The 19,644-nt window shown below is 62.7% G+C and carries 20 protein-coding genes; 8 read left to right on the top strand and 12 right to left on the bottom strand.

Translation table 11 applies throughout. The features are described 5' to 3' along the window. Positions 1–135: 135 nt before the first annotated feature. Complete coding sequence (locus ACODNH_RS19830; RefSeq protein WP_306707416.1) at positions 136–555, top strand: CopG family ribbon-helix-helix protein; 420 nt, start codon at positions 136–138, stop codon at positions 553–555. A 100-nt stretch (positions 556–655) separates the two neighbouring features. After that, entirely contained in the window at positions 656–1,567 is a 912-nt protein-coding gene (locus tag ACODNH_RS19825) for a PLP-dependent cysteine synthase family protein (RefSeq protein ID WP_306707414.1), read from the top strand. Positions 1,568–1,600: 33 nt separating this feature from the next. On the opposite strand, the gene ACODNH_RS19820 is transcribed toward ACODNH_RS19825, so the two are convergent. Genes ACODNH_RS19820 through cyaB form a run of 4 tightly spaced genes read right to left on the bottom strand, consistent with a single transcriptional unit; the run spans position 1,601 to position 5,207 of the window. Further along, positions 1,601–2,140 carry a DUF5804 family protein gene (locus ACODNH_RS19820; protein WP_306707412.1) on the bottom strand — a complete coding sequence of 180 codons (540 nt, stop codon included), beginning with the start codon at positions 2,138–2,140 and terminating at the stop codon, positions 1,601–1,603. 27 nt (positions 2,141–2,167) lie between these two features. Continuing rightward, the gene (locus ACODNH_RS19815) at positions 2,168–3,355 is read right to left on the bottom strand and encodes a tRNA sulfurtransferase (protein WP_306707410.1); all 1,188 of its coding nucleotides are present in this window, start codon (positions 3,353–3,355) and stop codon (positions 2,168–2,170) included. A gap of 47 nt (positions 3,356–3,402) precedes the next feature. Then, positions 3,403–4,605 carry a methionine adenosyltransferase gene (locus tag ACODNH_RS19810; protein WP_306707408.1) on the bottom strand — a complete coding sequence of 401 codons (1,203 nt, stop codon included), beginning with the start codon at positions 4,603–4,605 and terminating at the stop codon, positions 3,403–3,405. 59 nt (positions 4,606–4,664) lie between these two features. Continuing rightward, a complete protein-coding gene (cyaB, locus tag ACODNH_RS19805) occupies positions 4,665–5,207 on the bottom strand; it encodes a class IV adenylate cyclase (RefSeq protein WP_306707406.1) in 543 nt (180 codons plus the stop codon). A gap of 80 nt (positions 5,208–5,287) precedes the next feature. Here cyaB and ACODNH_RS19800 point away from each other — a divergent pair, with 80 nt between their 5' ends. The 3 genes from ACODNH_RS19800 to ACODNH_RS19790 all read left to right on the top strand — a co-directional run bounded on the left by ACODNH_RS19800 (position 5,288) and on the right by ACODNH_RS19790 (position 7,703). Continuing rightward, entirely contained in the window at positions 5,288–6,316 is a 1,029-nt protein-coding gene (locus tag ACODNH_RS19800) for a threonine ammonia-lyase (RefSeq protein ID WP_306707404.1), read from the top strand. Between the two features lie 79 nt (positions 6,317–6,395). Further along, positions 6,396–7,337, top strand: coding sequence for an FKBP-type peptidyl-prolyl cis-trans isomerase (locus ACODNH_RS19795; RefSeq protein WP_306707403.1), 942 nt, complete (start codon positions 6,396–6,398; stop codon positions 7,335–7,337). A gap of 165 nt (positions 7,338–7,502) precedes the next feature. Beyond that, complete coding sequence (locus ACODNH_RS19790; protein WP_004960683.1) at positions 7,503–7,703, top strand: hypothetical protein; 201 nt, start codon at positions 7,503–7,505, stop codon at positions 7,701–7,703. A 2-nt stretch (positions 7,704–7,705) separates the two neighbouring features. On the opposite strand, the gene ACODNH_RS19785 is transcribed toward ACODNH_RS19790, so the two are convergent. Together ACODNH_RS19785 and ACODNH_RS19780 are read right to left on the bottom strand one after the other, a co-directional pair. After that, positions 7,706–8,335: an RAD55 family ATPase gene (locus ACODNH_RS19785; protein ID WP_004960685.1), complete on the bottom strand. Its 630-nt coding sequence runs from the start codon at positions 8,333–8,335 to the stop codon at positions 7,706–7,708. Between the two features lie 28 nt (positions 8,336–8,363). Then, complete coding sequence (locus ACODNH_RS19780) at positions 8,364–8,990, bottom strand: MinD/ParA family ATP-binding protein (protein ID WP_434530924.1); 627 nt, start codon at positions 8,988–8,990, stop codon at positions 8,364–8,366. Between the two features lie 192 nt (positions 8,991–9,182). Here ACODNH_RS19780 and ACODNH_RS19775 point away from each other — a divergent pair, with 192 nt between their 5' ends. From ACODNH_RS19775 to pyrI, 3 genes are all read left to right on the top strand, one after another. Further along, the gene (locus ACODNH_RS19775; RefSeq protein ID WP_434530923.1) at positions 9,183–10,340 is read left to right on the top strand and encodes an FG-GAP repeat domain-containing protein; all 1,158 of its coding nucleotides are present in this window, start codon (positions 9,183–9,185) and stop codon (positions 10,338–10,340) included. A gap of 158 nt (positions 10,341–10,498) precedes the next feature. Further along, positions 10,499–11,413, top strand: coding sequence for an aspartate carbamoyltransferase (pyrB, locus tag ACODNH_RS19770; protein ID WP_434530922.1), 915 nt, complete (start codon positions 10,499–10,501; stop codon positions 11,411–11,413). After that, the gene (gene pyrI, locus ACODNH_RS19765) at positions 11,410–11,877 is read left to right on the top strand and encodes an aspartate carbamoyltransferase regulatory subunit (protein WP_004960695.1); all 468 of its coding nucleotides are present in this window, start codon (positions 11,410–11,412) and stop codon (positions 11,875–11,877) included. Before pyrB ends, pyrI begins: the two co-directional genes overlap by 4 nt. A 21-nt stretch (positions 11,878–11,898) precedes the next feature. On the opposite strand, the gene ACODNH_RS19760 is transcribed toward pyrI, so the two are convergent. The 6 genes from ACODNH_RS19760 to ACODNH_RS19735 form a co-directional block, all read right to left on the bottom strand. After that, positions 11,899–12,765, bottom strand: coding sequence for a DUF58 domain-containing protein (locus tag ACODNH_RS19760; RefSeq protein WP_434530921.1), 867 nt, complete (start codon positions 12,763–12,765; stop codon positions 11,899–11,901). A 57-nt stretch (positions 12,766–12,822) separates the two neighbouring features. Next, a complete protein-coding gene (locus ACODNH_RS19755; RefSeq protein ID WP_306707391.1) occupies positions 12,823–13,764 on the bottom strand; it encodes an AAA family ATPase in 942 nt (313 codons plus the stop codon). Then, complete coding sequence (locus ACODNH_RS19750) at positions 13,761–14,669, bottom strand: DUF7502 family protein (RefSeq protein WP_306707507.1); 909 nt, start codon at positions 14,667–14,669, stop codon at positions 13,761–13,763. Before ACODNH_RS19750 ends, ACODNH_RS19755 begins: the two co-directional genes overlap by 4 nt. A 65-nt stretch (positions 14,670–14,734) precedes the next feature. After that, entirely contained in the window at positions 14,735–15,382 is a 648-nt protein-coding gene (locus ACODNH_RS19745; RefSeq protein WP_434530920.1) for a chromosome partitioning protein, read from the bottom strand. After that, a complete protein-coding gene (locus tag ACODNH_RS19740; protein ID WP_434530919.1) occupies positions 15,379–17,745 on the bottom strand; it encodes a VWA domain-containing protein in 2,367 nt (788 codons plus the stop codon). The genes ACODNH_RS19745 and ACODNH_RS19740 overlap by 4 nt, the downstream gene beginning before the upstream one ends. After that, positions 17,745–19,538, bottom strand: coding sequence for a vWA domain-containing protein (locus tag ACODNH_RS19735; protein WP_434530918.1), 1,794 nt, complete (start codon positions 19,536–19,538; stop codon positions 17,745–17,747). The genes ACODNH_RS19740 and ACODNH_RS19735 overlap by 1 nt, the downstream gene beginning before the upstream one ends. Positions 19,539–19,644 lie beyond the last annotated feature (106 nt).

Genomic DNA, 19,644 nt, shown 5'->3' with positions numbered 1-19,644 from the left:
TATACAGATCATAGCTATCAGCACAGCAAGCCGGTCGTTTACAAGATACGAGCTAGCGGTAGCGCTATCCGGGGTGATTCCAGTCTGTGCGGGCGGATATGAACTATTAATACTCCAACGGCGCCGAGTTAATACATGGGCGTTGTTAGTATCTCGATGCCGGACGAACTGGAGGAGCGAATCGACACGTTCGCCGACGAACACGGGTACACGGGTCGCAGCGAGGTCGTTCGGGAAGCGGTCCGGAATCTGATGGGGGAGTTCGAGGACAAGCGGCTGGAGGACCGCGAACTGATGGCGATCGTCACTGTGTTGTTCGACTACGAGACGACAACCGTTGAGGAGAAAATGATGCATCTCCGTCACGACCACGAGTCCATCGTCGCGTCGAACTTCCACAGTCACGTCGGCGACCGGTACTGTATGGAACTATTCGTGCTGGAGGGACAGCTAGATGACATTTCCGCATTTGTCGGCAAAGTCCGTGCCACGAAAGACACGCTGTCTGTCGATTACTCGGTGCTGCCAGTTGATGACATCAACATGTTCACGTGAGAGGGTGTCGACGCTGGAAAGAGCTGCCACGTCTCGGAAGTCCGCGAACCGTTTGAGACCTTCAGTAGGCGTTTAAGTCGGGGCCGCGTAGCCGGCGGCGATGAAAGACTCTATTCTCGATACGATCGGGTCCCCGCTGGTCTCGGTTCGCGCACCGGAGGGGGCAACTGTTGCAGCGAAAATCGAGTCGTTCAATCCCGGGGGGTCCGCGAAGGACCGACCGGCGAAGTACATGATTGACTCCGCTGAGCGGAACGGCATGCTCGAACCGGGTGATACGCTCGTCGAACCGACGAGTGGCAACACCGGTATCGGGATGGCGATGGTTGGAGCGACGAAGGGGTACGACGTGGTGCTAGTGATGCCGTCCTCCAAGTCGCCGGAGCGCCGACAGATAATGAAGGCTTACGGTGCGGATATCGAACTAGTTGAGGGCGATATCTCCGACGCGAAAGAGCGCGCAAACGAACTCTGCGAGCGCGACGACTACGTCCAGCTCCGGCAGTTCGAGAACTCGGCGAACCCGACAGCGCACTACGAGACGACGGGTGAGGAGATACTCGAACAGGTGGGCGACCGGACCGTCGACGCGCTGGTCGCGGGCGTCGGCACTGGTGGCACACTCACTGGGACCGGCCGTCGGTTGCGTGAGGCGTTCCCCGAGATGGATATCGTCGCGGTCGAGCCGGCGGACAACGCTGTACTTTCGGGGATGGACCCGGGTACTGGTGAAGACAGCTTCCAGGGAATGGGGCCGGGGTTCGTCAGTGACAATCTCGATACCGATCTGCTAGACGACGTGCTGACAGTCGAACTCCCGGATGCAGAAGACGAATGCCGGCGACTCGCCCACGAGGAGGGCATCCTCGTCGGCCAGTCCTCGGGTGCGTCGAACCTCGCGGCAAGAGAGGTAGCTGAGCAACTCGTCGCGGACGACGTTGACGACCCGCTCGTCGTCACAGTCTACTGGGACAGCGGCGAGCGGTATATGTCGACCGGAATGTTCGACTGAAACCGGTCTGTTTTGCGCGCAGCGTAACCCGGGTCAGGCACCGAACTCCGACTCGGTCACTCTAACGATGAGCGTTTCATCCACGTCTTGAAGATCGTACTCGGGAATCGTGTTGCCAGTCCGTGTCAGGAGCATCGGCTCGACCAGTTCCGGTGGGCCATCGGCTTCCATCGCCTTCGTGTCGAGTGTTGACACTTCTTCGGTCTGGGTTTCATCGTCAGCGTCGCTGGTCCTGTCCGGCTCGACGATACCGTACACCTTGAGGAAGCGCCCGGTGTCTTCGGGCGCAATGTCATCGTCCCGTATCGCCGCGGCGAGGTTCCGAGAGAGCCACTCAGTCTCACTAATCGATGGATCCCGAACGAATGCGGCGTTCGCGAAGCGGACGAGATACCAGTTCAAGTCGTTGAGCAGCGCCACTGCCGCTCCGAGGCTCACGGTGTCGATGGCGACGGTATTCGCGAACGGTTCCTGCAGGTCGTAGGTGGCAAGTGCGTTCCGCGCAGTCTCGCGAGAGAGGAGTTCGTATCGAAGGTTCACGTCGTCGCTCCCGACGAGACAGACCTGCGTCATGACTCAATCCTGGCCCGCCCCGGAAATTTAGCTTTCGATGGGGACGACAGTGCGGTCCTGAACACAGGCTTCGGCGCGCTCGAACAGGCCGTCGGGTTCGGCCGCCCGGACCGCTTCTAGCGTGGCATTGGTTTCCGGGTGCGATGGTGCGACACGGTTGCAACCGGTGTCGATTGTCGAGTCCTCAAAGGTCCCGATAGTTCGCGCATGATTGGTTATGTCGGACTTGTCGACGGTGAGGTTCGGTCGGTGCACCGGGAGTGTGGTCGCGGCATCGGTGACGGCAATGTTCGCGCTCGTCTGGCTGGATTTCTGCCCGATAGCTTCGCCGGTGACGATGCCGACAGCGTCGCAGTTGTGCGCGATACCCTCGGCGACTGTGAGCATGAACCGGCGGAGCACGAGCATTCGAAGCGCCCCGAGATTTTTCGAGAGGTCGGTGACGACGTCACCGGCGTCAACGACGTTGATGGACAGGTCGTGCCCGGGAGCGTACGAGGCAAGCGTTTTGACGGTCGAAACGGCTCGCGCCCGGTGGTCGGGGCCACCGTAGTCACCGAGGTCGACGTAGACTGGAATCACAGGTGCGCCGCGTTTCATGAGCTTCCAGGCGGCGACAGGCGAGTCGATACCACCACTGATGAGGGCGACAACGGGCCGCTGAGTTCCGAGCGGGAGTCCGCCCGGGCCCGAACGTTTCTCACAGAAGACGTACGCCTCGTCCGCGCGACACTCGACGAACAGTTCGAAATCGGGGTCGTCGAGGTCGACAGCGGGATCGCCGCCCAGTTCATCGATTGCCTCCCAGACGGCGGTCCCGCCGTCGGATTCGATGTCTGTACTCGAAAAGGGATGTGCGTCCGCCGGCCCCGCCCGGCGAGCGTTGACAGCGAAAGCGCCACCATCGTACTGTTCTCGCGTGGTTGCGGCCAGTGCCGCTTCGATTGCAGACAGCGTCGGTTCGATGGTCGTGACCGCCGAGGCGGAGGTGACGCCAAACGTGTCGGCCGCGGCTGCGGTCACACCCTCTGGTTGGTCAGTGTGGATAAACAGTCGGTTCCGGCGCTGTTCAATGTCTCCTGACAAGCCGCGCGCGTCGAACATTGCGCGGAGATTGTCCGCCAGCTGCTGCTCCATCTTTCGACGGACTTGGTCGCTCTTGACGCCGAGTTCTCCGTGGCGAACGAGCACGCTGTCGGCGTCTGACGGATGCATACCCGCGAGTTGACTATCGGTGAGTAAAGGGGTGTCGCCTCGGTGTCTTAGAACGTCGAGAGGTCGCCCTCAATGACCTGCCGCGTGATGTCGGTCACGTCGGCCAGTTCGTCGTCGATTGTGGCCTGAATGTCAGATTCAACATCGCCGACCGCGATACCGTCTTCTGTGATTACTGTCGCGTCGGCGACGTGGGGCTCGTCAATCGGTGACCCGATCTGTGAGAGCAGACGCATCTGGACCTGTCGGATGCCGTCGACCTCATTTGCGACGGACTGTGCGATAGCTGTCGAGAGGAGATTGTAGATCTTCCCGATGTGGTTGACGGGGTTCTTCCCCGATGTTGCTTCCATGCTCATCGGGCGGTTCGGGGTAATAAGGCCGTTCGCGCGATTCCCGCGCCCGACAGAGCCGTCATCGCCTTGCTCGGCACTGGTCCCGGTGGTGGTGAGATAGATGGACTCGGCGTCGTAGTCGTCGGCCGTGTTGACGTGGACCGTTACGTCCCGGTCAGTGTACTCCTCGGCGAGATCGGTGACGAACGCCTGAACGTCCGAAACTGCGGTTTTGTACGCATCGAGGTCCGGAACGTGTTCATCAACCATCGCAACGGCCACGGTCACGTCGATGTGGTCGCCTTCGCGTTTGCCCATCACCTTCACGTCTTGGCCGACGACTGGGTTGGACTCTGCGTATTCGCCGGTCAATCGCTGTTCGGTGTTGCGGACGATCTGTTCAGTTTCGGTTAGCGGAGCGTGGCCGACGCCGTAGCTGGTATCGTTCGCCATCGGAATTGCTGCTTCCTCGCCGAACACGGTCTGGAGGTCGCCCGACCCTTCGCCGAACTGAACGTCGACGATGACATCGGAGCCGAGATCGAGGTGGGGGAATTGCTCGTCGAGGTAGTCGCGTGCGGCCCGGAGGGCGATACTTTCAGCCGGGATGCGTTCGCCGTCGAACTTCTTTGTCGCTCGGCCGACGACCAGGATGTAGATCGGCTCAAGCACTTCGCCGCCGCCGTACGCGGGGGCGGCAGTGCCGGCGACAAGCTGTGTCTCGTCTGTGTTATAGTGCAAGACTGTACCGAACCGGTCAATGTACGTCTGTGCCAGCGCACGCGACACTGTCTCCGCGATGCCGTCACAGATGGAGTCTGGATGGCCGATACCCTTGCGCTCTACGACTTCGATGTCCTGATCTTCTACGGCAAGCCCGCTCGCAGGTTGGACGTGGATGTTCCGCTCGGTCATTGCCTCGACTTCGTCTGGCCGGGTTCTATAACTTACGGGAACAGATAATAACGGAATGATTACTCGTTCGCATCGCTAAGTAGCATGCCGAGATAGGAGGTCCGCTGCTGGTCGTTGGGGTTCAGACCGAGGTCCTGAAGCACCTCGTAGGCTTCTTCTCGGACGGGTTCGATATCGCCGTTGGTTTCGCGCTCGACTTCGACGAACTCGCCGACATCGTCGACAGCGTCGAGCGTGACGTCGTACTCTCGAACTTCGTAGACTCGGCGGTTCTTCCGGACTGTCGCCGCGGGCTCGAAGCCGAGGTGCTGGACGATAGTGCTGATTTCGTCGCCGTCCTCGACGCCCGTTTCGAACTCTTCTCGGCTCTTCGACTCTGCTTCGAGGAGTGGCCCCTTGTAGGTGACTTTCGCGTTCGTTACTCCTTTTCTGGTTTCACGGCGAACCCGGAACGCCTCGTCTGTCTCAGCGAAATCCCGGTGGGGCGCATCGTAGTACGTGTCCGTCTGTATCACCGTATCGACCTGCTCGGATCCGAGTTCGTCGAGTCGCTCCGCGACAGCCTCGATATCCGCTGGCACTTTCACCTCGACTTCGTACATACTGTGGGGCTGGGCCGGGCTGCTGAAAAACGCTCCCGTCGACCGCGCCCTTTACTGTGTCCGCTCTCCCGGGTAGTAGTATGGCCGGTCGCTACGAACCGATCGACTCCCCGGATGAGACGACCCTCTTTCCGTATCACGACCTGACACCGCCGACAGTTGCAACGGTCGCGCGCGCCCGGCAACGCATCCGACAGCATCTTCCAGAGACACCCTTGGTCCGCAGCGAAGCCCTCTCAGAAGCCCTCGACGCAGATGTCTTGCTCAAGCGCGAGGACACGCTCCCGACTGGCGCGTTCAAAGTCCGTGGTGGCGTGAACCTCGTTGCGTCCCTTGACGAGGAGTTCCACGACGCTGGACTGCTCGCTGCGAGCACGGGGAACCACGGGCAGTCTATCGCGTGGGCTGGCCGCGAGTTCGGCATACCAGTCACCATCGGTGTCCCCGAAGAAGCCAATGCAGGAAAGGTCGATGCGTTGGAGCAACTCGGTGCAGAAGTTATCCAGTACGGGGAAGACTACGACGAGGCCCGCGAACACATCGAGGACTTGGCGACCCAGCGTGCGGCGCGCTACGTCCACTCGGGTAACGAACCGAAGTTGCTCGCCGGCGTCGGCACAGCAGGCCTCGAAATCCTCGATGAACGACCCGACGTTGACCGCGTGTTCTGTCCTGTCGGTGGCGGTACCGCCGCAGCCGGGTACTGCGTCACGCTCGGGGCGATGACCGACGCCGCTGTCGTCGGCGTGCAGGCCGCTGGCGCGCCCGCGGTGTACCACGCTTGGCAGGACGAGACGCTGGAGGCTCTCGACAGCGTCGACACCATTGCCGAGGGCGTCGCAACCCGGGTTCCGTTCGCGCTCCCGACCGAAATCCTGCAGTCGGGACTTGCCGATTTCCGGCTCGTATCCGAAGACGCCATTACCGACGCCGTGGCACGCCTGTTCGAGACAGACCGCATCGTCATGGAAGGGGCCTGTGCGACCGCTGTCGCCGCAGCGCTTCAGGCTGGTGACGAACTACGGGGCGAGACAGTCGTTCTCCCCATTTCGGGACGGAATATCGACCGAGAGAAGTTTGACCGACTGCTGGCAGAGAGCGAGTACTAGCTGGTCACTTCGGAAGTCTTTCGATCGCTGCTGACCGGGAAACGTTGTCCTTAAGAGTGCCACGACTGACGAACAGGGTATGAGCAACGAGTCTGAGACTGACGTAGACGAGGAGACCGCAGACGAAGAAGAACAGGCGGAGGGACTTCAGAAAGGCGATGTCGTCAAGCTCGCCTACACCGCCCGCACCGTCGACGGCGGCCAGCTTGTCGACACGACCGACGAAGAAGTCGCCGAAGACGACGGTATCGACACCGAACAGCAGGAGTTCGGCCCGCGCACCATCGTGCTGGGCGAGAACCACATCTTCCCGGATGTTGAGCAGGACATCTACGGCAAGGAGGTCGGCGACGAGGGCGACGTGACCGTCGCGGCTGCCGACGCCTTCGGCGAGTACGACGAGGAAGAGGTCCGGACGGTCTCGAAAGACAAGATCCCTGAGGACGACCGCTACCCTGGCGCACACGTCGACCTTGAGGGCGAACACGGCCACGTCGAGACCATCATTGGCGGCCGCGCGCGAGTGGACTTCAACCACCCGCTGGCCGGAGAGGACGTCGAGTACGACTACGAAGTCCTCGAAGAGGTCACGGACCGCGAGGAGAAGGCACAGGGCATCATCCAGATGATGCTCGACATGGAGCTCGACGTGTGGTTCGAGACCGACACCGTCGAAGAAGAACAGGTCGTCGAGAGCGAGGACGACGAAGACGAAGAGTCCGAGCCCGAATACGAAACCGTCGAAGTCGAGAAGGAAACGCTCTACATCGAGGCGACGCCGCAGTTGACGATGAACCAGCAGTGGATGATGGGCAAGCAGCAGATCGCCCAGCAGCTCACGCAGCTACTCGATATTGACCGCATCATCGTGCAGGAAGAGATCGGTGGCGGCGGCATGGGCATGCCCGGCATGATGGGCGGCATGGGCGGTGCCGGCGGCGCTGACATCGAAGATGCGCTGGAAGATGCCGACGTTGACGCCGAAGAGATCGTCGAAGAGATCGAAGGCGCCGAAGAGTAACTGCACAGCGAGCACGCGAGCGGTTCTACGGTGCTGAGCGACAGCGAATGGGGTTGCGGTATCGAGCGGTAGCGGGCGGTTTTACCGTTCTAGGCGGTAGCGACTGCCACTTTCTGACGGCCAATACGGGAGAACCGTTATACGCACGACACGTCATCACTACGCATGCGAGTGTCGTTGGTGTACCCGTCACTGCTCGCGCTCCCGCCGGGAATTGCGTTTGGCGTCGGCACGGTCGTGCTGACTGGAAGCACCGGCGCAGGATTGGCAGCAGGCGTCGGCGTTGGTCTCGGACTATTCTTGTTGATACTCGTCGGCACTGAGTTCGGCTCGACGGACAGAGAGCCACGGCCCGGCGGCGAATAGACTCAGGCGATGTCGCGGCTCGTATCGATGCTGACCTCTTCGACGAGATTGAGCTTGATGATGTCGGTGGGGGCGCGCCCGCCGCGGAACTTCGGAATCGCGAGCCGGTTTTCGACCTCATCACCGTTCGTTGTGGTGTTGAGCTGGAACACCACGTCAGCGAAGTGCTCGGTCGTATCCCGGAGCGGTGGCACGTCACGGCCATCGAGACAGTGGACAATAGCGAGGCTCCCAGTGTTGACGATGTGGTTCTGCAAGTCGTTCATGAACGCGCGAAAGCGCGAGTGTGGCTCCTGAGCTTCCAGCACGTCGAGTGGGTCGACGATGAGGTTCGATGTCTCCGGCAGCGCCGAGACGAGCTTGCCGGCGTTGTCGAGGGGCGCCTCACCGGAAATGTGCCGTACCGTCGGGTCCCCGGTGTTAGCCGGCGTCTGCTCAATGCTTGCAATGACTGATTCGGCGGTCCGGTCGAGCGACAGCCACAGCGTCCCGCGCGTGGCGGTAAGTTCGTAGAGGAACAGTTCCGCCTGGCTAGCCGGCTGGGCAGAGAGCACGACGATGCTCCCTGCAGGGATGCCACCATCGAGTTTTCTGTCGAGGACATCGATCCCCGTTCGCAACCGGTTGGCCATACCACTGAGAACTTATTTTCCCACGAGATTAAGTATTCCGCTTGGCGAGAACGTTCGCCATCTCGACGTATTTTGCTGCCGCCCGGTCCGATTCCAGTGGCTTCGACACCGACGGCACGTGAATTGTTTCCGAGCAGGACAGCAGGTCCGATGGGTCCACGGACCCGTCACTGCCAACAAGGACCGTGAGCGCCGGCGGTGCATCAAGCGCACGGGCCATCGCCGCGGTCTTGGCTGTGTCGGTGAGGCTCTGGCGGGTTGGTGCACTCACGAGTACTGTCCTGTCAGCCGCCCGTAGCGGCCGCGCGGCGTCCGGGCCAGCGCCGGCCGGACAGTCGAGTACTACAGGGCAAGCACGTCGGGACAGGCTGTCGATGGCATTGTCAACAGCGGCTTCGGTTGCGCTCTGACAGGGAAGCACCTCGACGTTTTCGACGGTCATGGCGGGCTTGGCAATTGTGGTCGGCTCAGCCGAGGTTGTGATATCAGCGATTCCGGGTGTCGGAGTGACCCCAGCGCGACGGTGGAGGTTCGGCATATCGCGATCGGTGTCTACGACCAACGACCGCTTGGTGGGCGTCCCCAGTGCCTGACCGAGCCCGAGGGCGATGGTCGTTTTGCCACAGCCACCCTTGCCGCCAGCGATTGCGAGCATAGTGAGTGTGGCCTGTCTATCGGTTTTGAACCCTTGTACTATGAATCACGAACAGTGACCGCAAAACTGGGCCGGAAGGTCTGACTTACGTCGTTGGCTGTTGCCTACTCTTACACGCTGGGTTCCGTTGCCGGGCATAGTTCGAGACTGTGACCGCTGTCGGTCGGTGTTAGCCCGGCTATAACAATACCGATGTACCCGAAGGGCTGGGACATGAACCTACACCACGAGCGCATCGAAGCGTCGCCGCCGGCGAGTACGATGAGCTTCTGTCTCACGACCGACCTCACGGGAAATGGTCGACCGGACGTCGTTGTCGGGGCGCTTGGCGACAAGCACGAGGTCCAGTTCCCACTCGTCGACAAGTCAGTCGACTTGCTGTCCGTGTTCGGCATGGGGCCGCTGGCCCGCTGGCTCCAGACGAACGTGTTCTGGTATGAAAACCCCGGCTGGGAGCGCCACGACGTTGCCAGTGCACCGGAACTCTCTGTCGGCGGCTCGCTCGGCGACATCACGGGGAACGGCCGACCGGATATGGTTGCCGGCCAGAACATCCACCAGCACAAACTGTGGTGGTTCGAGATACCGAACGATCCGAGAGAACAGTGGACGCGTCGGCTCATAACCGACGACTTCGAGAAGTATCACGACACCGCGGTGGCGGACGTGGACGGCGACGGACAGAACGAGGTCGTCGGACTGTCTCAGGAGTCCAAGACGGTGTTCTACTACGATATTCCTGAGGACCCAACGAGCGAACCGTGGCCGGTGGCGAACCGACACGTCGTCGCCGAAGACCTCGATGTCGAGGGTGTCGCAGTCGAGGATGCCGACGGGGACGGCGAGGTCGAAATCGTCGCCGGCCCCAACGTCTTCCACCGGACAGCAGACGGGTGGGACCGGGAACCAATCGTCGAGGACTGGCAGTGTACTCGTGTCGCTATCGAGGACGTCGACGGCGACGGCGACTTGGAGATAATCCTCGTCGAGGGTGACGAGCCGTATCTCGACGACCGTCCGGCCAGGCTGGGCGTGTTCGACCCGCCCGAGTGGGACCTGACCCTGCTGCACGACGACCTCTCGAACCCACATAGCCTCGACGTGGCGGACTTCGACGGCGACGGCAGTCCTGACATCTTCGTCGCGGAAATGGGTCTGGAGGAAGGACATGAACCGCGACAGCTCGTGTTCCACAACGACGGCGCGGGGAATTTCGAGCAGAAAGAACTGAACACCGGTATCCCTACCCACGAGGCGAAGGTCGTCGACCTTGACGGTGACGGCATCCCGGACATCGTCGGCAAGGCGTACACCGAGCCCCGCGTCGATGTCTGGCAGAGCAATCCCTGACGAGTCGCCTCGTTCTGTTATTACGACCGCTACGCGCCTTCTGACCCCGCTTTCGAACCCAGTGCCGCTGCTCTTGAAGCCGAACCTGATGATGTACGTGACTGTTCAATTCCCGTGTCGGGGGATTCAAGAGCGTCCGGAGCGCGGTATCGAGTGAAATGCGGCACGACCACATCATCAGCGCGAAACAACTCTCGCGGGGCGACATCGAGACGGTGCTCGACCACGCGGCTGACATCGCGGCTGACCCGGGAGCGTTCGCGGACCGGCACAGCGACACGCTGCTTGGCCTCCTCTTTTTCGAGCCGAGTACCCGGACAAAGATGAGCTTCACAACGGCGATGAAACGCCTCGGCGGCGACATCGTCGACATGGGCTCTGTCGAGTCCTCAAGCGTGAAAAAAGGCGAGTCACTAGCCGACACTGTCCGCGTCGTTGAGGGGTATACCGACGCGCTCGTGCTCCGGCACCCGATGGAGGGCTCCGCGAAAATGGCGAGCGAGTTCGTCGACGTGCCGCTCGTCAACGCCGGCGACGGGGCCGGCCAGCACCCGACACAGACGCTGCTTGACCTCTACACGATCCGTGAGAACGCGGGCTTCGACGACTTGACTATCGGCATCATGGGCGACCTGAAGTACGGACGAACCGTCCACTCGCTGGCCCACGCACTCACGACCGTCGACGCCAGCCAGCACTTCATTAGCCCGGAGTCGCTCCAGCTTCCACGGTCGGTTCGATACGACCTCCACGAGGCCGGCGCGGGCATCCGCGAACACACCGAACTTGACGACATACTCCCGGAACTGGACGTGCTCTACGTGACACGCATCCAGGCTGAGCGGTTCCCAGATGAGAGCGAGTATCGTGAAGTCGCCGGCCAGTACCAGATCGACGCCAACACGCTTGCGGCGGCCAAAGACGACTTGACCGTGATGCATCCGCTCCCGCGCGTCGACGAGATTGCCCACGACGTCGACGAGACCACCCACGCACAGTACTTCCAGCAGGCCCACAACGGCGTTCCCGTACGGATGGCGCTGCTCGACCTGATGCTTGGAGGCGACCAATGAGCGACAACGACCAGCAACTCCGTGTCTCGAAGATTCAGAACGGAACCGTCATCGACCACATTGCGGGCGGACAGGCGTTGAACGTCCTGGCAATTCTCGGCATCGACGGCACCAGCGGCGACTCCGTTTCCGTCGCGATGAATATGCCCTCGGACCGCCTGGGCCACAAGGACGTGGTCAAGGTTGAGGGCCGCGAACTTTCTCAAAACGAGGTCGACGTCCTCTCGCTCATTGCGCCCGCGGCGACGATCAACATCATTCGTGACTACGAGGTCGTCGAAAAAGGCCGCGTCGAGCGGCCGTCGGTCGTTGAGGGTGTCCTCGAATGCCCGAACCACAACTGCATCACGACCGAGAACGAACCAGTCGACTCACGCTTTGCCGTCGGCGACGACGGCGTCCGGTGTGAGTACTGCGATACGATCATCCGCGATGACCTGCCGGCACACATCCTCGCAGAGTAAGCCGACCCTGTCGCCGTCTGGCTACTGCAGCCAGATGCTCGCGAACGAGTCGAAGTAGTCTGCACCGGTTTCGACTAGCACGTGGTCCGCACCCAGTGCAGTCACGCGGTTCGAAACCGAATCAATGTGGGCGTCGAGCCGCGACTGGTACGTTTCTGCCAGCGAGCCGCTGAAGTACGACCGGCGTGTCTCATCGCTTTCCGGGTCGGCGAACAGGACGTCACCGACGACGCCGGGGTCTCGTTCCGCCGGAGCAACCACGCGGACCAGCAGCACGTCGGCGTCGTTGCGTGCGAGCGCGGCGATACCGGATTCGAGCGTCTCCGGGTCGGCCAAGCAGTCACTGAACACGACGACGAGCGAGCGCGAGCGAATGCGTTCGGCGTACGCCTCCAGCGCGGATTCGAAATCAGCCGTCCCGTCGGGCGTCAGCTCGTTCAACTGGTCGATAAGCGAGAGGAGTTCGCCGCGGTTCGACTGGCCGGTATCAATTCGGTTCACCCGGTCACGGAGGGTACAGAACTGGAAGTCGTTGTTCTCCTCCGCGGTGAGGTAGGCGAAGCCGAGCCCGAGCTTGGCAGCGTACTCGAACTTGTGACTCGCCGCGTCGCCGTAGTCCATCGACGCGCTCGTGTCGACAAGCAGGTGGACGGTCAGGCTTCGCTCTTCCTCGTACTGCTTGATGAAATACTCCTCCGTCCGGGCGAACAGCTTCCAGTCGATACGCCGCGTGTCGTCCCCCGGCGAGTAGCGCCGGTAGTCGCTGAACGTGAGCCCTTCCCCGACCCGCGGGGACTCCTGATCGCCCTGTCGAATCGAGGTCGTCTGGCGGTTCAGTGCCGCGGTGAACCGGCCGAGTTCGTCCAGAAAGTCCGGCTCGATAGTCACAGCTGTCCCCCCGCTCTCGTTGGCCCGCCGCCGACTGAACCGCGGTCACTGGGTGCCTCATTCCAGCAGGGCCGCGATGAGGTCGTCAGCCGTCCGTCCCTCTCGCTCAGCCCGGAAGTCCACGATAATCCGGTGGCGGAGGACGGGCGCGGCCAGCGCCTCGATGTCCTCGCCGGTGACGTGCGAGCGGCCGTGGAGGAACGCCCGGGCCTTCGCTGTCTGAACGAGCGCCATGCTCGCCCGCGGGCTGGCCCCGAACTCAATGTCGTCGGCCTCGCGCGTCCGGCGGACGAGCTGGACTGCTCGGTCCCGCAGGTCATCCGCGATAGGCATCTCGCGGACCAGCTGCTGGATCTCCTGAATTTCCGAGCGGGTCAGCGAGCGCTCGACGGGGACCTGTTCCGCGCCGGCGGTGTACATGTCGACGATGGTCCGCTCCTCGTCGTAGTCGGGGTAGTCGACCAGCAGCTTCAGCATGAAGCGGTCGGTCTGGGCCTCCGGGAGCGCATAGGTTCCCGACTGGTCGATTGGGTTCTGGGTGGCCAGAATGAAGAAGGGGCGCGGCAGTTCGTAGGTCTCGCCCGCGGCAGTCACCTGTTTCTCCTGCATCGCCTCCAGCAGGGCGGCCTGTGTCTTCGGCGTCGCCCGGTTGATCTCGTCGGCCAGTACCACGTTGGCGAACACCGGCCCTTTCTCGAAGACGAACTCACGCCCGCTGTCGGTCTCGCGGATGATCTCGGTTCCCGTGATATCGGAGGGCATCAGGTCCGGGGTGTTCTGAATCCGGGAAAACTGGAGGTCAGTCACCTCTGCGACGGTCCGGACCATTGTCGTCTTTCCCAGCCCTGGGTTCGATTCGAGCAGGGCGTTACCGTCGGCCAGGATACAGATGAGCAGTTGCTCCAGTACCTCCTCCTGGCCGACGATCCGGGTGCTGATCTGTTCACGTGCGTTCGCGATCTTCTGCTGTAGTTCGTCGATGTCTTGCTCTGGGCTCATGGGTCGGTGTCCTCGTCGTCTGTGTCCTGATCTCGAATCCTGAGATTGTACTCGCGGATGAGGTCCGCGTCCTCAACGTCTTCCTGGCCGGCGAACCCGGCCTGCTGGCTGTCGACTGTGCCACTGCCGCTCCCCGGCCCCCCGGTGTCCGACGACGGGAACGACTGACTCCGGTCGATTTCCTCGTCGCCACCCGTCGAATCGATCTCAGCGGTAAGGTTCTCGTCGCCCGCCTGCACGTCCTCACTGTCACCGAGTATCGCGTCGCCGTCTTCGAGCCCCTCGTACTCGCGGGGACGGTCGTTTGGCGATTCCGTTTCGACTGTGCCGCGGTCGAGCAAGCCGATGTCGACGACGGCTACCTGTACTGTCGCCAGGCTCAGCAGAATAACAACGACGAGCGTCCCGAGCAGTCGCCGGCTATCGACAAGGGCGACGCTTGAACTCTGTTTCAGCCCATCAAGGACGTCCTCGTAGAGCCGGCCCGCCATCCGCGTTTCGGCTCCGTCTTCTACCGCATCCCGCGCCGTTCGGAGCGCGTCAGTGACGTTCGCGTTCGCCGCCTCGAACTGCTCGACGAGCGGCTGACGGACTCGGTACAGATACTCGCCGATGAGCCAGCACACTCCGACGACCATGCCGACAACTGCGCCCGTGGGGAAGGACAGCTCCGGTATCGAGCGGCCGACAGCCGCCCCGACCGGGTCCGTCACCGCCGTGGGAACCGACACCTGTGTCGGGAGTTCGGCCGGCGAAAGGACAGTCAGGAGGATGTTCGCCAGAAGAAAGACCAGCACCGCGTCGACGACGGCGTAGACGAACGCCGCTTTCTTGCCCTCGCGTCTGATCTCGTCGAGCGCGCTCGCCATCCGACGGCGCGAGTCTGACCTACCGGAGTCTCCCATAGACGTTGCCTCACTCTCGCTGCCGGCTGTTCCAGACGTGTCGGATGCGACTTCGTCTTTCATGGTCAGACTCCCTCGCAGGCGCTGGAGGTCTCGTTCGTGTTGTCCAGCGCGTTACAGGCCCGGTTGAGCCGGTTCCTGAGTTCCTGGTTCTCCGATTCGAGAGTATCGATCTCTTGGTTGAGGTCGTCAATCTCATTTTCTAGATTATCAATCTCTGTGTTGAGGTCTGATACCTGCTCCTCAAGGTCTTCATTCTCGCCTTCGAGGTCGTTGATTGTCGACTCAAGGTCATCGACTTCGTTCTCGAGCGTGTCGCGCTCATCCTGTAGGTCATCGACCGCCCCCTCCAGCTCCTCGACGCGGTCCTCGCTCTCGCGGAGCGACCGCCGGGTCTCTGCTAGCTGGCTCTCCGTGGCGTTCAACTGCTCCTCTGTCTGGTTCAGGTTGGTCGCGACCTGATCGACGTCCTCAGATCGCGTCTCTAGCTGGTCTTCGAGTTCCTCAACGCGGGTCTGTGTAGATTCCAGCTCACCTCTGGTGTCGTCCAGATTCTCCCGGAGGTCGGCGTTTTGTTGGCGGAGCTCCTGGTTCTGCGAGCGCAGTTCGCTCGCGGAGTCCTGATACAGCACCGTTGTTCCGCCGGTACCGACCATCGAGAGGACGACAAACGCCACGAGTCCGAGGTTGATCCGACGACCGATTGCGCTCACGGGAGACCACTCTCCAGAGAGGTCCGGCCGCGGTATACTTGAATACGCCGGGCGACCACCTCGCCGGTGAACAGCAAGAGTGCACCGAGCAGGGCAATCCAGTCCCAAGTGTCCCGAACGGTGCGGACCCGGGCAGATTTTTGGCGTGCCTCACTGGCTATCTGCTCGCCCTGGTCTGGGCTGAATGTCTGCCCGCCCGTCGTTTCGACGAGCGCTTCAAGGCTCTCACTCGGGCCGAAGGAAGCGTATTCGACTGGGTAGTTCGCCGCGTATTCGGTGTCGAGTGCCGTCTGATACCCCGATTCTCTGGGCGTGAACTCGCCGCGATACCGGCCGTCGCCGACCTGACGGAAGGAGATATTCGCCGCGTCCGGGCGGCTATCGCCTTGGTAGGTCAGCGTCGTTGGACGTCCGACGCGGGCATCGCCGACCGCTATGACGCCGGTCTGGGTGCGCATGGGGTCACCCACCGCGTAGTTGACCGATTTTGTGACGACCAGCGAGTCCGGCCGGTCGAGCAGGCCGCCCATCGTGTTATCCGAATCGTAGGCGGTGATAGAGACCACGCGGCCCAGCCCGAACCGCCAGGAGGCGATGGCCGGCTTCCCGTCCGCGGTGGCGACCTGATAGTCTGCCCCGGGCTTGACCTGAACGTTGTTTGCTTGGCCGGGGTTTGCTGTCAGCTCCACACCCGAGGTGATGAACGTGTCTTCCGTGACAATGGTGAGGTTTTCACCCTGATAGCGCCGCGATGAGCCGCCAAAGAGGAGCCGAAGCCGCTCGGTTTCGTCGGCCGCGAAGTACGAGCCGCCAGACTCGCTGGCAATCTGGCGCATCGTTGCGACACCGACGCGCTTGCCGACACCGACCGAGACGACGCGGGTCCCCTCACGGCCCAGTTGGTTGGCAACGGCCGCCGGCGGGCCGAGCCGGTCCTGGCCGTCACTGAGGAGGATGATCGTCCCCTCGCGGTCGCCCAGCAGTTCGTCGGCGCCCTGAAGTCCGACAGCGATATCCGTCGCGCCACCGCTTTCAAGCCGCCGTATCTTATCGGCAGTCTCCGCCCGGTTCTGACCGAGTGCTTGCATCTCCGAGACGCGGTACGCGTTCTGGTTGAACGCGACGACACCCACCTGATTCTCGTCGCCGAGCTGGTCGAGTACGTCAAGCGCGACAGCTTTCTGTATCGAGAGGCCGCTTTCGGCGCTGCCGGACACGTCGACGAGGACGACGATGTTCGACTCGCCGCCGGTCGCGTTCCCGACGCGGACCGGAAGCATCGAGCCCACCGACGACGTTTCGTAGCCGCCGTTCTCGTAGGCGTTGTCGCCGCCCGCGACGACCAGCCCGCCGCCGTTGATCACGAAGTCCTGCAGTGCGGTGGTGTTCCCCATATTGCCCGACGGCGTGTCTTGCATGACGACGGCGGCGTAGTCATCGAGGTCCGCCGGAACCGACGAGGCCGTCGAGACATTGTACAGCGAGTCGAGATAGCCCCGCAGCGGATACTCGCCCTGTGAGACGTACAGCACGTCGGGCTGCTCGACAACGCGGACGCTCTTGTAGAACACGTCGTTTCGTGCGTACTCGTCGTCGCCAGACAGCGTCGCAGTCACCCGGTGTGACCCGAGCGCCTCGAACGTGTGGTCGACAGTGAGCGTCCCATTCGGTTGGAGTTCGCCCTCAGTGACTGTCTCGCCGTCGATGGTCACCTCGACGGGCACTGGCTCGAGGACGCTCACGCCCTGCATCGAGACGGTGTACTGCGACTGGACGCCGCGGCTCACTGTCGACGGCCCGGCTATCGCCACGGCGCGCTCGGTGCGTGGCGACTGGGGAGTGACGCTGTGGACGGTTGCGTTGAGGTCGGTGGCGTCCTCGGCGGCCATTGAGAGGCTCCGTCCCTCCGTGACGCGACCGTCGGAGACGACGACGACCGTCCCATTTTCTTGAAGGTTCGCTGCCACGCCGTCGCCAAGCCGCGAGTTCGAGCCGCTACCGATTGTCGCCCGCGTCACCGGGACGCCCTCGGCCTCGATGCTCTGTACCAGCGCGTCGGTCGTGTTCGGATAGATACCCATGCTCGCGGAGTCATCTGTCAGCAGTGTCACGCCCGGTTCGCCAGGCGTCTCTCTGGTCTGGACGGTGTACGGTCCCATCGCGCCGAGGACGAGCAGGCAGACGATGAGCACGCGGCTGGCCAGCAGGAGCCGGCGGCTCCGGTTTGAGGCTGACCGCGGCCCGCCGTCGCCACGCCGGATGAGATACGCGAGGAGGCCGACGGCGACCGGCAGAACCACCAGCGGCCACAGATGCTCGACGCCGACGGTGAGTCCCTCCGCGAGGGTGTAGGAGACCGCCATCAGAGGTCACCCCGCCGGCGGAGATAGCCGACTTCGGCCAGCGCGAGTACCAGCCCAGCTAGCGCGAAGTACTCGGTCAACGGCTGTGGCACCGACCGTCGTTCGGTCCGGGTGAGGTTCCCAGCCGTCCCGGCGCGCTGGTCGAGTGCCTCGACGTTGGTGTTTGACTCGCTCTCGTCCAGCAGCGACGCACTCACCTGCCGGCTTTCGCTCCGGTAGAGACCGGCCCGCTGGAGCGGGACTGAGTTCCCGGAGATGGTCCCGTCTGGCCCCTCGACAGTGGTGTTGCCGAACCGGACGGTTTCGCCGGTCTCGTGGTTCAGCGCCGGGAGCGGTTCCCTGTCCGCGAGGTAGTACACTGCGCGCTTCCAGAACACGGGGTACTGGTAATTGAACTTGAAGCTGGACCGGTCCTCCATGTAGCCGTAGTACATGACGCGGCCACCGCTCCGGTCCTCAGTCGCGATGAGCGGCGTCCCGTCGCTCAGTTGTACCTGTGCTGACCCGGAGCGCAGCGAGCCCGAAACGTACTCATCGGGTGGCTGGAAGTCGATGCCGCGGGTGAGCTGTGTCTGTGCCGTTTGACCGACTGTCGCGCCCGTCCGAGTCTCGCCGGGTTCGATGAGGAGGAGGCTTTGGTACCGCTGTGGGAGATTGTCCTGTGCCAGCACCGCGACGCCGCCACCGTCTTCGACCAGCGCGCGCCCGCTCTCGACGTTGCCAGGGAGCAGTGAGTTCGGGTCGACGTTGCTGTACAGAATGACGTCGTAGTCGCCCTGAATCGTCGTCGGCGGCTGCCTGACCGTCACGTTCACCCGATCGACGACCGACAGCGCGGTAGTCAGGTACCGGTTCCGGTCGTTTGTCAGCACCAGCACGTCGACGGCTGCGTCCGCCGGTGCGGCGACGTAGACGCTATCATCCGTCGCGAAACTGTCGCCCGGGCTAAGCCGGGCTTCGCTCCCGCCGGCCGGGACTGGGAGCGTCACCGAACCCACGTCGTCGGGCCCAAGCTGGAGCTCTTGCTGGGTGTTCCCCAGCCGGACAGTCCGGGTAACAGTCGAGTCGCCGTAGTTTTTCACCGACAGCGTCACCGCCGAGCCGGAGAACCGGCGGTCAATGAACCCAACGTTCCCGTCGCCCCCGCCGTCGAACTGCTGGAGGTCGACGGAGAGCCCGCGCCCGCGAGCCGTCGTGACCGCAGTGGTCCATTCCTCACCAGCGAAGTCACTCAGAACGACGATTCTGGCGTTTTCGCCGGTCAGCGAAGCCGCCTGCGAGATAGCGCCGCTAAGCGCTCCCGGCGCATCCGTTGGGCTGAGTCCGTCCAGCGTTCCCTGGGCCGCTGTCGGCGTGCCGCGCTGGAGCACTACCTCGCCACCGTTGGTCGTAGTGACGATAGAGGTCGTCCCCGTCACCTCCTCTCGGGCGGCCGCGACGGCCCGCTGGAAGCGTGTCTGGCCGTCGGCGTCGGTCTGCATGGACGCGCTCGTGTCGACGACGATGACTGTCTCTTCAACCGTCGCCCGCTCGGAGACGGTAACATACGGTGTCGCCAGTCCGACCGCGAGCACTAGCACGACCAGCACCTGCAACAGCAGTAGGAGGCTCCGTGAGATCCGTTCGAGAAACGGCGTCGCTGACTGCTGGCGTTCTCCGGCGACGAGAAACTGGAACGTCGGCAAGGTGAGTTCTTGCGGGTCCGGTCGAATGAGATACAGCACGACGATCGGCACCACAAGGAGGAGGGCGGCCAGTCCCAGGGGGGCAAGCAAAACGTCCGAGAGGACCATTGTCGATGTATCAGGCGGAGGCGGCATTTATCTTGTGACTCTGATGACACCACTGTGCGGGCACCAGACGACGCCGTCTATTTGCGTCCCGGCGCCGAACGCTCCG

This window comes from Haloarcula sp. NS06 (assembly GCF_051122755.1).
In the GTDB taxonomy this organism is placed as follows: domain Archaea; phylum Halobacteriota; class Halobacteria; order Halobacteriales; family Haloarculaceae; genus Haloarcula.
This window is presented reverse-complemented; position numbering and strand designations above follow the sequence as displayed.